Here is a 14,893-nt window from a genome sequence, read left to right as displayed (position 1 = left end):
CCTTTCGCTTGCCAGTCCCAGCCTTGTTGAAAGCGGTCCCGGCATTATTGATGATGGCCATCATCATAAATGAGTTTTGATGATGGGTATCATCTAAAAAATGAAAGTGAGCAAAGTACAGGCTGCCGAAAATCGCGAAGGCATCGTGGAGGCCGCTGCGCGCCTTTATCGGGAAAAGGGGCTGGACGGCGTGGGGGTGGCAGAGATCACACGCGATGCGGGCCTGACGCATGGAGGGCTGTACCGGCATTTCGAGTCCAAGGATGCCCTGGCACGCGAGGCCTGCCTGCGCGCATTCGACTGGACGATCACGCCGCTGGACAGGCTGGAATCTTCACAGGCCGAAACCTCTGCGCCAGGTACTCAAAGACTTCGCGCGCTGGTGCATGCCTATCTTTCCGCGAACCACCGCGATCATCCCGGAGAAGGCTGCCCTGCCGCGGCATTGGCCGCAGATGCCGCACGGGCCGGACCGGAAATGTCGGAAGTTTTTGCCCAGGGCGTGGAACGCAACATTCAGCGCTTCATGCATGTGCTTGAAGGCGAAGAGGCTGCCAGGCGTACCCGGACCATCGTGACCCTCAGCAGCATGGTGGGTGCCTTGGTACTGGCCCGCGCCACCGCCGCAGGCAACCCGGCACTTTCGGAAGAAATACTGGAGACCTTGCGGGCGCATCTGGCCCCGGATGCTGCACAACAACCGGATGAACAGTAGGCCGCCTGCGTCTTGCACGGAATCATTCCCGCCTATTCCGTCACTCGGGACTCTCGAGGCATTGGAAGCAGCGCTATCCGGCAGGATCCCGGTATTGGGCCGGCAGTGCCACGGGCGTGCGTCCCGACCAGCGCTGTATCGCCCTGAATGAAGCGCTATGCCTTCCCGGCGGGCCAGTGAACTCGAACACACTGCAAAAGCGCCCTTGCGACACTTGCCTGTCAGGCCGCACGGTTCCCTTTAGACCGCAAAGCCTGCGCAATATTCGGACACCGATGTCTCATGAAACGACTGGCAGCCTGCAGTTGCAGATCCGGCGCTGACCAGGCAACCCAGTCTAAAAATTCCGTTCCGGCACGCTGCAGCGAGCGCCCCTGCCGTCCAGGATCTCCACCGCCACGTTCTGGCCCCCATGCATCCCGGTTGCGGAACACCCACCGCTTCGGGGGACGGGCGAACGCACCAAAGCTCCATGGTGGCGAGCTTTCATCGCCAAGGCCTCGCCGATAATGCGCCCATGACCGCAACCGTCCTGGTGATTTTTGGCTTGGTGTATCTCGGCATGATCCTCGGCGGACTGCCTTTTTTGCAGCTCGACCGCACGGGTGTGGCACTTCTCGGAGCAATCGCCATGATGGCAACCGAAGCTGTCACGGTCGAGCAGGCAGCACGTTCCATTGATCTGCCGACGGTACTGCTGCTGTTTGCCTTCATGGTCGTGTCGGCACAGATGCGCCTTGGCGGCTTCTATGACTGGATCACGGTCCGCCTATCGGCATTGCCGGTCACTCCTGCAGCCTTGCTGGCTGTGTTGATCGCCGTCGTCGCGTTGCTGTCCGCCGTATTCAGCAACGATATTGTCTGCTTGGCCATTGCGCCCGTGCTGGTGGACGCCTGCATGCGTCGCAACCTCGATCCGATTCCGTTCTTGCTCGGTCTTGCCTGTGCCGCCAATATCGGGTCGGCGGCGACCCTGATCGGCAATCCGCAGAACATGCTCATCGGGCAGACACTGCATTTGTCCTTTGGAGCCTATGCCGTCGAGGCAGCCGCACCAGTGCTTGCCGGATTGGTGCTGACATGGATGGTGATCGTGAAGTCCGTCCGGAGGCAGTGGCAGCTGCCGGGCGAAAAAGCATCCGGAGCCCGGCCGGAAATGGAGATGCGGGCTTTGAATCGTTGGCAGACCGGGAAAGGGCTGGTGATCGCGCTCGTGATCCTCCTGTCTTTTCTGTTTGCACCGTGGCCGAGGGAGGTTGTCGCACTGACTGCTGCAGGTGTGCTGCTGATGAGCCGCCGGCTGAGCTCGAGCCGGATGCTGGGCCTGGTCGATTGGGAACTGCTCGTTCTCTTCATGGGCCTCTTTGTGGTCAACGATGCGTTGCAACGCACAGGCATGCCGGCACAGCTTGTGTCGGATGCAGCAGCGCTGGGCCTACACCTGGATCACCCTGCCCCCCTGTTCGGAGCAGCCTTCGTGCTGTCCAACCTGGTCTCCAATGTCCCCGCAGTGATGCTGCTCCTGCCCGTTGCGCACCATCCGATGGCGGGCACCTTGCTGGCTCTGGCAAGTACCTTTGCCGGCAATCTGCTAATCGTGGGCAGCATAGCCAACATCATCGTCATCGACGCAGCCGCGCGCCGCGGGGTTGCAATCGACTGGAGACAGCACGCTCGAATCGGCGTGCCCGTAACGCTCGCCACCATGGGCGTCACCGTGCTGTATTTGTGGTGGCGGATGCACGGCTGATCCACGCATTGGGGTACCGATGAACCCAGGCAGCACCTGTCCATCGAGCGAGTTCATGGAATTCGTAGGGGCTAGGTGCTGCAGCTCGCCTCTATCCACCTTTCAACTGACACCCGCCGTCAGGCTGACAGAGTGAAATGACTCTGCCGAGAACAATGGCAGTCGTCCACTTCGCTATGCGGCGAACCAGCTACCGAACGGCTGGCTCCTAAAGGCCAAGCGCCGTTAAATGCATGCAGCGTTTTGAGCTTGCGGCCTCTCAGGTTCGGGATCGTCAATACAAAAATGGTCCGAGCCCAGTAAAGCGCTTGGAGAGAAAGTACAAAATCCAAGAGGGAACGGCTCTCGTCCGCCGCGCGGGTTTCCACCTACAGCAAGCCGCAGGCACAGATGACAAAACCCCGGGGAACTTTGGCTTTAGCACTCCCTCTAACGGAGTGCTAATATGAAGACCATGGAAGAAAGGATACCCGCAATGAAAACTGCCTCCGGCTCCATTGCTACCGCCCTGGCACCCACGAACCCCTGGGCTCTGGTGCCGCCGCTGGGCAACCTGGATGCCTATATTTCGGCCGTGAACCGCCTGCCCATGCTCACTCAGGAAGAAGAGCAGGACTACGCACGCAAACTCAAAGAACACAACGATCTGGATGCCGCCGGGCGTCTGGTGATGTCCCATCTGCGCCTAGTGGTGTCGATTTCCCGCCAGTACCTGGGCTACGGCCTGCCGCACGGCGACCTGATCCAGGAAGGCAATGTAGGGCTGATGAAGGCCGTCAAGCGCTTCGACCCCGACCAGGGCGTGCGCCTGGTGAGCTATGCCATGCACTGGATCAAGGCCGAGATCCACGAATACATTCTGAAGAACTGGCGCATGGTCAAGGTCGCCACGACCAAGGCCCAGCGCAAGCTGTTCTTCAATCTGCGTTCGATGAAGCACGACCTCAAATCCGACGCCGCCCTGGCCGAAGGCGACTTGGCTGCCCGCGAAACGCTGACCGCCCACGAAATCGACACGGTGGCGGCCAAGCTCAACGTCAAGCCCGAGGAAGTGATCGAGATGGAAACCCGCCTGGCAGGCGGCGATATCCTGCTCGACCCTTCTCCCAGCGACGACGGCGAGCAGGCCTACGGCCCGATCGCCTACCTGGCCGATGCCAGCCATGAGCCCACGGCCATGATCGAATCGCGCCAGCGCGACCATCTGGCGACCGACGGCATCGCCATGGCCCTGGAAGGCCTGGACGAGCGCAGCCGCCGCATCGTGGAAGAGCGCTGGCTCAAGGTCAACGACGACGGCTCGGGCGGCATGACGCTGCATGAGCTGGCCGCAGAATACGGCGTCAGCGCCGAGCGCATCCGCCAGATCGAAGTCGCGGCCATGAAAAAGATGAAAAAAGCGTTGGCCGAGTTCGCGTAAACCGCATCTTGCGCATATGCGATCAAAAAGGCTGAAATGCTGAAACCCAAACCCGGATAATCTCCGGGTTTTTTATTGTCCCCTGCGGACCGCTGCGCCATCCATGGCCGGCGTTCTGTGCATCCCGATAGAGTCGCCATGTCTTCTTCCGCCTCCCAGTTCCTGTTCCGCCGCGGCCTGATTGCAGCAGGCGTGGCCCTGGCCACCGGTGCACTTGCACCTGCAGCCATGGCAGCAGACAACTGGCCCGACAAGCCCCTGCACCTGATCGTCGGCTTTCCCGCCGGCTCCTCCCCCGACCTCACGGCCCGGGCCCTGGCCGAGCCCCTGGAAAAGAAGCTTGGCCAGACCATCATCGTGGAAAACCGCGTGGGCGCGGGCGGCAACATCGCGGGCGACTATGTGGCCAAGGCCACCGACGGCTACACCTTCAGCGTGATGATCAACGGCAACATGACCATTGCCAAGCTGCTCAATCCCACGGTGCGCTACGACCCTGTCAAGGACTTGCAGCCCGTGAGCCTGATCGGCGTGGCACCGCTGGTCCTTGTCGCACCGTCCTCCGCCCCGCAGGGCAAGGCTTTCCTGGAGGCCGCAGCCCAGGCTGGCAGCAAGTGGAGCTATGGCTCCCCCGGCGTGGGCACCGTCGGCCACCTGGGCATGGAACTGCTCAAGAGCCGCTCGGCCATCAAGGCCGTGCACGTTCCCTACGCCGGCTATCCGCAGGTGTTCAACGGCATCCAGGGCGGCGATCTGCAACTGTCCATGCTGCCCCCGGCCCTGGCCATGGCCCAGATCCAGGCCGGCAAGCTGCATGGCATCGGAGTGACCTCTGCCGCACGCAGCCCGCTGGCGCCCGGCCTGCCCAGCCTCAAGGACCTGGGCATCGCCAATTTCGACCTCGAAATCTGGAATGCGGTAGCCGCGCCCAAGGCCATGCCCAAGGCCCATGTGGAAAAGCTCTCGGCCGCCGTCAGCGAGATCGTGCGCACGCCCGAAATGCGCCAGAAGCTGGCCATCCAGGGCTGGCAGGCCGTGGGCAGCTCGCCCGAAGGCCTGGAAAATCGCATCCAGCAGGACGTGAAGGCCCTGGGCACCATCATCCGCGAGCAGCACATCACGGCCCAGTAAGCGGCCTGCGCGGCCGATGGGGGTCCTCCCCGGCCGCTCCGCTATCATGCGCCCGGTGCTGCTGCATCACGGCAATGACATCGGGCGCGCCGCCTTCCTTCCGGCGCCGCCTCTATTCGCGGAGCTTTTATGAACGCCGGAACCTGGTTCGTCCAACTCAACGCCTGGCAGGTCATGGCCCTGGGCCTGGCCTTCTTCGGGGCGCTGTATCTGCTCGGCGGACTGGGAATGACGTGGTTGACGCGCGCACTGAGCCGCCGCGGCATGGGCCGGCCACTGGACACGCGGCCGCTGAAGCCGGACCAGTTGCGGCGCGAATGGCGCCAATCCCTGCATTCCGTGCTCATCTTCGGCACCGGCATGATCGTGCCCTGGGGCTTTCTGCAGCTGGGCTGGGCCCATCTGGCGCCCACGGCCAGCGCCGGCCGCATCGCCCTGGAGATCGTGGCGCTGATGATCTGGAACGACGTGCATTTCTGGATCAACCACCGCCTGCTGCATACGCGCAGCCTGGTGCGCTTTCACGGCGACCACCACCGCTCCGTGGTGACCACGCCCTGGTCCACCTACAGCTTCCACCCCATCGAGGCGCTGATGCTGGGCAACGTCATCCTGCTGCCCATGGTCGTGCATGACTTCTGTTTCTGGTCGCTGGCTGCCGTTCCCGTGCTGAGCCTGCTGCTCAACGTCATCGGCCATTCCAACTACGACTTCTTCCCGCACGTCTCGAACACCCATGCGCTCGCGGCCAGCCGCCGGCACCACCTGCACCACGCCCGCCCCGCAGGCAATTACGGCTTTGCGCTGGCCTTCATGGACCGGATCATGCGCACCCAGGTGACGACCGACACCGTGCCGGCAGCCCGCTCCGCACGCTGAATGGCCATCCGCCCGAACCACTTGCCCGCCCGCCGCCTGCTGCCCCGACTGCGCCACTGGCGCGACTGGCAATCCCTGGCCTACATGGCCGTGCTGCCGTCCATCGTGTGGTGGCAATGGAAGCATGGCTTCAACTGGCTGCTGTACGGCATGGAGCTGTTTCTGACGCTGGGCGTGGGCGTCATCCACCACAACCATACCCATGTGCGCATGTGGCAGGGACGCTGGACCAACCGTTTCACCGACTACTGGCTCACCCTGCTGCAAGGCCACCCGACTTTCGTGTTCTGGCCCGCCCATGTGGCCAATCACCACCGCTACCGCCATGGCCCACGGGACATTGCGCGCACCTACCGGCCGGAGTTCGGCGGCGACACCAACCACCTATGGGGCTACCTGGTCCATCCGTTTCAGGCAGCCTGCGTGCTGTACCCGCTGTTCGTGCGCTGGCTGAACAACCTGCGCATCCACTGGCCCGGAGCCTTCCGCTATTGCATGGGGCAATACCTGCTGTGGCTGGGCAGCTGGGGCGTCCTTCTGGCGCTGGACTGGCGCAAGGCCCTGCTGTTCGTGATCCTGCCCCAGCTGCACGGCCTGCATTGGCTGCTGGCCACCAATTACCTGCAGCACGCCCATGCCGACGGCCGCCCGCTGACCAGGGCACAGCGCAATACCCCCGGTACCGCGTTGAACTACGCGCGCAATTTCGAAGGCTGGGTCAATCCCCTGCTCTTTAATATTGGCCTGCATACCGCGCACCATGAATGCCCGCATGCCCACTGGTCGGAGCTGACCCGGCTGCATGCCGAGCAGTATCGCCAGCGGGTGGATCCGGCCCTGAACGAAAAAGGTCTGCTGCCCTACATGGGACGCGTGTTTGTATGGGGTCTGATATCGCCTGCGGCCAGAACCCGGCCGCAGATGCCTCCGGACGCTGTCCGATGACAACCAACTGAAAGCCTATGCCTGTCGCCTATTCGAACGTGTATCTGCAATCTGCCGGGATGTTCCTGCCCGGTGCTCCGGTGGACAACGCCGGCATGGATGCGTTCGTCGCGCCGCTCAACCGCATCTCCGAGCGCATCAAACGCCGCATTCTTGCGGAAAACGGCATACAGACCCGGCACTACGCCATCGACGGCGAGGGCCACACCGTGTTCAGCAATGCGCAGATGGCCGCCAGCGCCATCCAGGCCGCGCTGGACGGCGCAGGCAAGACCCTGGCCGACATCGGCTTTCTCTCCAGCGGCTCCTCGGGCGGCGATGCTCTCATGCCGGGCTTTGCCAGCATGATCCAGGGCGAGATGGCGGCTCCGCCCATGGAAACCCTGTCCGTGCACGGCGTCTGCGCCGCCAGCGTGGGCGCCATGCAGGCCGCCGCCATGGCCGTGGAAAGCGGCGCCCACCGCCTGGCACTGTCGGTGGCCAGCGAGATGCCTTCGCGGCTGTTCAAGCGCTCGCGCTTCGCGGCACAAGGCTACGACACCGATTTCGACGCCCATTTCCTGCGCTGGATGCTTTCCGACGGTGCGGGCGCCCTGCTGCTGGGCGGCCCCAGGGCCCTGCCCCAGACCGGCGGCCTGCGCCTGAAACTGCGCTGGACACACATGCGCAGCTTTGCGGGCGACTACCCCGTGTGCATGCAGCTGGGCATGACGCCCGACCGCTCCAAGAGCCATCTGGACTTTCCGGCCTGGAGCGATGCCGAAGCCGCCGGCGCGCTGGCGCTGCGCCAGGACATCCGCCTGCTGCCCCACCTGTTCGACGTCTGCATCCACGAATATGCGGATCTGGCCCACAAGGGCTGGGTGCCCGGGCGCGGCATCGACCATTTCCTGTGCCACTACTCTTCGGAGCGCTTCATCCCCGTGGTGGACGACCTTCTCAACAAGGCACAGCTGGCCATCCCGCGTGAGCGCTGGTGGAGCAACCTGGCCTGGCGCGGCAACACCGGGGCGGCATCCATCTTCATCATGCTGTCCGAATTCCTGGAAAAGGAAGGCACGCGGCTCAAGGCCGGCGACACGGTGCTGTGCTTCATTCCCGAGTCGGGCCGCTTCACGGCCGGCTACATGCTATGGGAAGTGGAGCTTGACACGCCCGATGCACCGGAGAGACAGGCCGTTTTCCCTCACAAGACCGAAGCCACCGGAACCATCGCTGGCGACGCTCTGCCCGATGTCTCGACCATCGCCCCGCCGCACGATCCGGCCACGGCACCCAGTGCACTGGCACCGCTGCTGACCGAGCTGGCCAGCATCTGGCAGGACTATCGCTCGCGCGTCTGGCGCACGCCGCTGCTGCAGCGCATCCGCACGCGCCAGCTGCAGACCGCCGACTACGTGCGCTGGATGAGCCACTGGATTCCCCAGGTACGCGAAGGCAGCCTGTGGATGCGCGAAGGCGCGGCCTCGCTGACCGGCGACCATGCAGCGCTGGCCGCGCTGATCGACCTGCATGCCAGCGACGAGCAGAACGACTTCAAGATCCTGCACAGCGACTACCTCAAGGCCGGCGGTACCGAGACCGACATTTCCAGGCTGCGCCGCAATCCGGGCGGCGAAGCCCTCAATGCCTATCTGCACGGCCTGGCTGCCTCACCCAACCCCATAGGCCTGCTGGGCGCCATCTACATCATCGAAGGCACGGGTCAGCGCATCGTGCCCAGCCTGCTGCCGCTGCTGCGCGCCGCCCTGCCCCTGCCGCCCGACGCCTTCCGCTTCCTCGAATACCACGGCGCCAACGACGAAAACCATCTGGAGCGCTGGCTGCTGGCCGTACAGATGGCCCTGGAACTGGACAGCGAAGGCACGGCCCAGCAGGCCATCCTGCAGACGGCACGCAATACGGCGGCCCTGTACCTGATGCAGTTCCAGCATGTGCTGCCGGATGCGATGCACTAAGCCATGGGAGCAGACATGAAAGAGGATTTCTCCGCGCAGCCCTGGGACGAGCGCGACCCCAGTCCCTGGCTGGCCCTGTACCTGGACCAGAGCACGCCGCTGCCCGACGCGGTGAAGGCCGCCTGGCTGCGCGACTGCAGCAGCGGCTCGCGCCAGTACCTGCTGCCGTTCCTGCGGCCGCTGGCGCGCACCAGCATCATCCTCATCCAGGTGCTCAAGGTCTTTCTGCCACGCCGCTGGGCCCATTCCAGGCTGCTGCACCGGCTGCTGGCCTTCAGCATGAATACCTTTGTCTCGCCCGAGGCCAACTGGCTCATCATGCGGCATTTCCACCTGGGCTCGCAGGTGCTCTCCTTCGTGGCGGCCAACGCGCCCACTCCGGTCCAGACCACGCCGCTCGAGCCGACCAGCGTGGACGACATCAAGGACGAGCTGTTCCTCAAGCACGACCTCAATCTCTTCAATTTCGTGATCCGCCTCAACAAGGCCCTGCGCGCCGCAGGCGAGGAACTGCGGCCCGTGCCCGAGCCCGACTTTTCCATGGTGCGCGAACCGGAGCTGAAGCTAGAGGACATGCCGCGCGGCAGGCTCAACCGGCTGGACCTGCAAAGCGCCATCGAGATCTACACCCCGGTCTACCAGCTGCTGCTGACGGACAACGATTTCTGGCGCGCCAGCAACTCGCTGCAGCTCGACGAAACCGTGGCCATCTACTGCGCCAAGATCCTGGCCTCGCCCGAGCATCTGGTGATGCTCAACAACAAGCATCCGCTGGTGCCGCTGTCCACGCTGCGGGCCGGCCATCGCCTGGTGCTGCACGGCCTGTCCACCGAAATGCTGCACTGCCTGCTGATGCGCATGGGCAGCGGCCAGATTCCGCTGCCCGCGCGCGAACTGGCCAGAATGCGCCAGGCAGCCGAGATGGCCGACAGCGCTTGCGCGCCCACGGCCGGGGCCTGATTCAAGCCGCCACCAGCCAGGCCTGTATCTGGTCGGCGGACATGGCCCGCGAGTGCAGCCAGCCCTGGAAGCATTCGCAATCGACGTCACGCAGCAGCTGCAGCTGATCGGGCTGCTCCACGCCCTCGGCGACCACGTCCAGGTCCAGCGCATGGACCATGTGCACGATGCCCTCCACCAGCCGGTCGCGGCTCGGCGAGGGCAGCAGGAACTCGCGCCCCAGCTTGACGCGCTGCAGCGGCAGGTATTGCAGATAGGCCAGTGACGAATGGCCGGTGCCGAAATCGTCCAGGGCAATCGTCACCCCCAGTGCGGCCAGATCGGCCAGCACCTGCCGGCCCTGGTCCGGGTCGATCATGGCCTGGGACTCCGTCACTTCCAGCTCCAGCCACTGCGGCGGCACCTCGTGCTGCTGCAGGCAGCTCCTGACCTGCTCGACCAGATTCACCTGGCGCAGCTGATGGGCGGAAAGATTCACCGCCACGCGCAGCGGCGTACCGGCCTGGAACCATGCGGCAATCTGCCTGCAGGCGGCATCGAGCACATAGTTGCCCAGGGCGACAATCTGGCCCGAAGCCTCGGCCACGGCGATGAAGCGCCCCGGGCTCACATTGCCCAGTACCGGGTCGCTCCAGCGCAGCAGGGCCTCAACGCCCACGACCCTGGCCGTTTTCACGTCCACCTGGGGCTGATAGTGCAGCTGCAGACCGCCATAGCCGAGCGCCATGCGCAAGCGCTCGGCCAGCAGAACCCGTTCGGCCATCTCCTGGCCCATGGAGGACTCGAAGAACACGGCATTGCCACGGCCCTGCGCCTTGGCGCTGTACATGGCCATATCGGCAAAGCGCATCAGGTCGTCGCCGGCCTGCGCGTTGTCGGGGTATAGCGCAATACCGATGCTGGCACCGAAGTCCAGCGCCAGGCCGTCATGCTTGAAAGGCATGGCCAGCGCCGCGAGGATCTGTTCGCTCCAGAACCTGGCGCGGGCCGCACCTTCGCCCATGAGCAGCACCACGAATTCATCGCCCCCCAGGCGCGCCAGAATTCCTTCGCTGCGCAGCTGCGCCTTCAGGCGCCGTGCCACCTCCCGCAGCAGCTGGTCGCCCGCCTCATGACCGTAGCCGTCGTTGATGGCCTTGAAATTGTCCAGATCCAGTTGCAGCAGGGCCAGCATGTCGCCATTGGCCTGGGCGATCTTGATCTGCTCCAGCAGCTCCTGGCCGAACTGCCAGCGGTTGTTCAAGCCCGTGAGCGTGTCGCGCGTGGCCTGGTACTTGAGCCGCTGCTGCATCTGGTGCAGTTCGGTCACGTCACGCACAAAGGCCACTGCCACGCCCTCGTGCTCGGCGCCGAAATGCCCCAGGGCAATGTCCACCGGAATCGCGCCGCCTTGCTTGCGCTGCAGCCATAGCACTCCGCCCAGGCCCATGGGACGGCGTGACGGCTGGGCGAAATAGCTGCGCAGATAGTGGCCATGCGCGGCGCGCGTATCCGGCGGCAGCAAGATTTCCAGCCCCCGCCCCTCCAGCTCGCTGCGCTGATAGCCGGAAATCGCCAGCATGGCAGCGTTGACGGCGACGATGCAGCCATCGTGCCCGACCAGCAAAATGCCGTCCGGCGCGGCATCCAGGGCGTCCCGCTCGCGTGGGTTCAACCGCCAAAGGCCAACGCCGGCCGGAGCGCGAGGCCCGGCAGCACAGGCTTGCGCCTGCCGCGTACGTTCTTCGGACTGCGCCGTCGCTGCAGGCGGCGTGATTGAGGAAAAAGGGCAGTCTGCCATGCGTGCTCCCAGCATCCCCACCGGCATTCCTGCTTGCGGCTCCTCTGCCGCATCAAGGTCTTGCTGCGGCGGCTCCAGGAAGCGGGCAGCCCTCGTGCCGAGTGAGTTAAGCCGCCCACTATGCGCAGCGCGCGGGGCAACCCGGTTGCGCTATGTCAAAGGACAATATGTAACCGGGGGTTTCCACCATCCGCAGCGATGGGGCGGAGCCCGCTCAGCCGAGCAGCGCCTTCACATCCTGGGCCAGCACCTGCGGCCCAGCGCCATAGCGCTCGTACACGCGCAGGCGGCCCTGGGGATCGTACAGATAGGTCCCGGCCGAATGGTCCAGCGTATAGGTACCTTCGGTCTTGCCAGGCACCTTCTTGAAGAAGATCTTGAAATCCTTGGCCACGGCGGCAATCTCCTCGGGCGTGCCATGCAGACCCACGAAGCTGTCGTCGAAATTGGCCAGATAGGCCTTGAGCACCGCTGGCGTGTCGCGCTCGGGGTCCAGCGAGACAAAGACGGCCTGCAGCCTGTCGCCCTGCGGACCCAGCTGCTGCTTGACCTCCACCAGCTCCTGCAGCGTGGTGGGGCAGACATCGGGACACTGCGTATAGCCGAAGAACACGGCCACCACCTTGCCCGAGAAATCCTTGAGGCTGCGGCGCTGGCCGTTCACGTCGGCCAGCGGAATGTCCCTGGCGTATTCGGCGCCCGTCACATCCACGCCCTGGAATCGGGGCTTGTCGTTCTTGTTGCAGGCAGTCAATGCCAGCGCGGCCGTGCCGGCCAGTGTTGCCGCGCCCAGTGCGCGCAGCACGCCTCGTTTGTCCATGGTCTCTCAGGCTAGGTAGTGGTCCACCAGCAAGGCTGCGAACAGCAGGCTCAGGTGGATCAGGGAAAAGCGAAATGTCTTTCGCGCCAGCGCATCCGAATAGCTGCGCAACAAGGCCCAACCATAACCGCAAAAGCCCAACCCCAGGACCACTGCGGCCAAGAGATAGAACAGGCCGCACATGCCCACCACATAGGGCAGCAGCGTGGCGGCAAGCAGCACCACCGTGTAGAGGAATACCTGCAGCCGCGTGAAGGCATTGCCGTGCGTGACGGGCAGCATCGGCAGGCCGGCGCGTCGGTAGTCCTCCACGCGGTACAGGGCCAGCGCCCAGAAATGCGGCGGCGTCCACAGGAAGATGATGAGGAATAGCAGCAGGGCCTCGTGGCCGACCTGCCCGGTCATCGCGGCCCAGCCCAGCACCGGCGGCATGGCGCCCGAGGCGCCGCCGATCACGATGTTCTGCGGCGTCAGCGGCTTGAGCACCAGCGTATAGACGACGGCATAGCCGATGAAGGTACCCAGCGTCAGCCACAGCGTCAGGGCATTGACGGCCAGCAGCAAAATGGACGCCCCGGCCGCGCACAGCAGCGCGGAAAACAGCAGCGCCTGGCGGTGCGTGAGCTCGCCGCGGGCCGTGGGGCGCCAGGCCGTGCGCTTCATGCGCGCGTCGATGCTTCTCTCCACCAGGCAGTTGAAGGCCGCAGCCGCTGCGGCCACCAGCCAGATGCCGGCGCAAGCCACCGCCATGTGCCCCAGCTGCGCCAGCGTGGGCACGCCCGGCGTGGCCAGCACCATGCCGATCAAGGCGCAGAAGACGATGAGCTGCACCACGCGCGGCTTGGTCAGCGCATGGTATTGCGCCCAGCGCGAGGACAGGGTTGCCGCGCCTTCAGGCGCTGCCGCATCGGCGGACCGCAAGGGCTGGGCCGAAGCTTCGGCCTGCGCAGTGACCCGGGCATTCATAGAGATCCTCCTTGTCGCATGGCCTCGCCACGGTGGCTGTTCAGCGTCCGGCGGACGGGCTGCCTCTGCCTGCCTCGTCCCAGGAAGACGAGGCGCGCAGCAGCCGCTCCAGATCGCGCCTGGCCTTGCCTGCGCTGGCTTTGTCCAGATCGGCGGGAAAGCGCATCATCCAGTGGCCCAGTGGATCCACCACATACAGATGCTCCTGCAGCGCATGGCCGGCCGCGGGCTTGAGCCATTGCGCGACGACCCCAGGCGGCATTCTCAGCACCGTGGCCTGGGCCAGTGCAGGCAGCAATCTGGCATCCACAGGCTGCTCGTCCTCAATGAGCCAGACCCAGTCCAGCCGCTCCTTGTCCTTGCCCAGCGATTCGCGCAGCTGCCGCTGCAGATAGAGATTGTTTTCACACTGCTGCGCGCAACGGCCGCTGCCTGCACTGACCAGCAGCCACTGGCCTTTGAGCGTGTCCAGCGCGACCGTTCTTCCGTCCAGGGTCGTGGCCTGCACAGCGGGCAGCGCGGCCTGCTCGGCCATCAGCTCGCCGAAGCTGCGCTGCTGCGTGGGCCGGATCACGTAATAGGTGAAATAGGAAGCCACCACGGGAGCCGCGCAGACGGCCAGCACCGCCAGCATCTTCCAGCGCCCGCGGCGCTGGTGCCGGGCAAGGCCCTGCTCTGGGCTGGGCAGGCTGTGCACGGTCAACCCCAGCATTTCATCGGCCGGCGGCGCCGGATGCCGTTCACTGCGCGGCGCTGCGGCGGCGGACGGGGAGACGAGGTCGGACGAGTTGGAACCAGACATACAGCAATACCACCAGGACACAAAGCCCGAACCATTGAAACGCATAGCCGTAGTGTTTTTCCACCCCGGCATTGATCGCGGGCCAGTCGCGCTGCAAGCCTTCGCCGGCCGCGCCTTCGCCGGCTGCACCGGTCTGCAGCACCGTCAGGCTCAGCAGCGGCAGCCGGCTCTGCCGGGCCCAGGCCGCGATATCGGCATTTTGTCGGATACGCGACTGTTGCCCATCAGGGTCTGCACTGGCCGCTGCGCCGGGCTCCAGCTCCATGAGCCTCGAGGGCGGCGCTTCCAGCCGCCCCTGCAGGCTCACCAGGCCTTCGGGCGTCTGCACCGGCGGCAAGGCCGTGCGGTCCAGGAAGTTGCGTGGTGCCCAGCCGCGCTGCACGACGATCACTTTTCCCTCGTGCGGCGGCGCCAGCTGCAGCGGCGTGAGCACATAAAAGCCCACCCTGCCCTGCATCTGCCGGTTGTCCAGGTACAGGGTTTCATCGGCCAGCCACCGGCCCTGCAGCTGCACCGGCCGGTGCAGCAGTGCCTGGCTGGCCGGGTCGGAAAGCGCTTGCCCTGCCGCCGGCACCTGCGCAGCCACATCGGCGTTGTGCCAGGGCGCCAGCGCCTGCTGCTTGGCAATGGCATCGAACAGCCGCTGTTTCTGCGCAGCACGGTCCAGCTGCCAGAAGCCCAGCGAAGCCGTGACCGCGGCCACTGCCACAGCCGCCAGGGTGATCAGGGCCCATCGCCATGCCCGCGGGATGCGCGATGCTCGCGTT

Annotated in this window: 13 protein-coding genes; 8 read left to right on the top strand and 5 right to left on the bottom strand. The window is 65.0% G+C overall.

Annotated elements, in window-relative coordinates:
- Positions 1-100 precede the first annotated feature (100 nt).
- The 8 genes from V8Z74_RS08240 (at position 101) to V8Z74_RS08205 (ending at position 9,758) form a co-directional block, all read left to right on the top strand.
- Positions 101-715 (top strand): TetR/AcrR family transcriptional regulator, encoded by a 615-nt coding sequence (locus tag V8Z74_RS08240; protein ID WP_066477726.1) that lies wholly within the window; start codon positions 101-103, stop codon positions 713-715.
- Between the two features lie 517 nt (positions 716-1,232).
- Positions 1,233-2,465, top strand: a complete 1,233-nt coding sequence (locus V8Z74_RS08235; protein ID WP_066477723.1) for an anion transporter — start codon at positions 1,233-1,235, stop codon at positions 2,463-2,465.
- A 475-nt stretch (positions 2,466-2,940) separates the two neighbouring features.
- On the top strand, positions 2,941-3,885 hold the full coding sequence (gene rpoH, locus V8Z74_RS08230) for an RNA polymerase sigma factor RpoH (protein ID WP_349708838.1): 945 nt from the start codon (positions 2,941-2,943) through the stop codon (positions 3,883-3,885).
- 138 nt (positions 3,886-4,023) lie between these two features.
- Positions 4,024-5,016 carry a Bug family tripartite tricarboxylate transporter substrate binding protein gene (locus V8Z74_RS08225; protein WP_066477720.1) on the top strand — a complete coding sequence of 331 codons (993 nt, stop codon included), beginning with the start codon at positions 4,024-4,026 and terminating at the stop codon, positions 5,014-5,016.
- A 129-nt stretch (positions 5,017-5,145) separates the two neighbouring features.
- Complete coding sequence (locus V8Z74_RS08220) at positions 5,146-5,895, top strand: sterol desaturase family protein (RefSeq protein WP_349708837.1); 750 nt, start codon at positions 5,146-5,148, stop codon at positions 5,893-5,895.
- Entirely contained in the window at positions 5,896-6,840 is a 945-nt protein-coding gene (locus V8Z74_RS08215; RefSeq protein ID WP_349708836.1) for a fatty acid desaturase, read from the top strand.
- Positions 6,841-6,857: 17 nt separating this feature from the next.
- The gene (locus tag V8Z74_RS08210; RefSeq protein WP_349708835.1) at positions 6,858-8,798 is read left to right on the top strand and encodes a beta-ketoacyl-ACP synthase III; all 1,941 of its coding nucleotides are present in this window, start codon (positions 6,858-6,860) and stop codon (positions 8,796-8,798) included.
- Between the two features lie 15 nt (positions 8,799-8,813).
- On the top strand, positions 8,814-9,758 hold the full coding sequence (locus V8Z74_RS08205) for a DUF6999 family protein (RefSeq protein ID WP_066477706.1): 945 nt from the start codon (positions 8,814-8,816) through the stop codon (positions 9,756-9,758).
- 1 nt (position 9,759) lies between these two features.
- Here the strand turns inward: V8Z74_RS08205 and V8Z74_RS08200 are convergent, their stop codons facing one another.
- The 5 genes from V8Z74_RS08200 to V8Z74_RS08180 all read right to left on the bottom strand — a co-directional run bounded on the left by V8Z74_RS08200 (position 9,760) and on the right by V8Z74_RS08180 (position 14,877).
- Positions 9,760-11,412 carry a putative bifunctional diguanylate cyclase/phosphodiesterase gene (locus tag V8Z74_RS08200; protein ID WP_349708834.1) on the bottom strand — a complete coding sequence of 551 codons (1,653 nt, stop codon included), beginning with the start codon at positions 11,410-11,412 and terminating at the stop codon, positions 9,760-9,762.
- A 340-nt stretch (positions 11,413-11,752) separates the two neighbouring features.
- Positions 11,753-12,358 carry an SCO family protein gene (locus V8Z74_RS08195; protein WP_349708833.1) on the bottom strand — a complete coding sequence of 202 codons (606 nt, stop codon included), beginning with the start codon at positions 12,356-12,358 and terminating at the stop codon, positions 11,753-11,755.
- Between the two features lie 6 nt (positions 12,359-12,364).
- Positions 12,365-13,324, bottom strand: a complete 960-nt coding sequence (gene cyoE / locus V8Z74_RS08190) for a heme o synthase (protein WP_502879486.1) — start codon at positions 13,322-13,324, stop codon at positions 12,365-12,367.
- A 40-nt stretch (positions 13,325-13,364) separates the two neighbouring features.
- A complete protein-coding gene (locus V8Z74_RS08185; RefSeq protein WP_349708832.1) occupies positions 13,365-14,126 on the bottom strand; it encodes an SCO family protein in 762 nt (253 codons plus the stop codon).
- Positions 14,065-14,877 carry an SURF1 family protein gene (locus V8Z74_RS08180; RefSeq protein ID WP_349708976.1) on the bottom strand — a complete coding sequence of 271 codons (813 nt, stop codon included), beginning with the start codon at positions 14,875-14,877 and terminating at the stop codon, positions 14,065-14,067. Before V8Z74_RS08180 ends, V8Z74_RS08185 begins: the two co-directional genes overlap by 62 nt.
- Between the last annotated feature and the right edge of the window lie 16 nt (positions 14,878-14,893).

The organism is Comamonas sp. w2-DMI (assembly GCF_040187735.1).
GTDB classification, from domain to species: domain Bacteria; phylum Pseudomonadota; class Gammaproteobacteria; order Burkholderiales; family Burkholderiaceae_C; genus Comamonas; species Comamonas terrae.
This window is presented reverse-complemented; position numbering and strand designations above follow the sequence as displayed.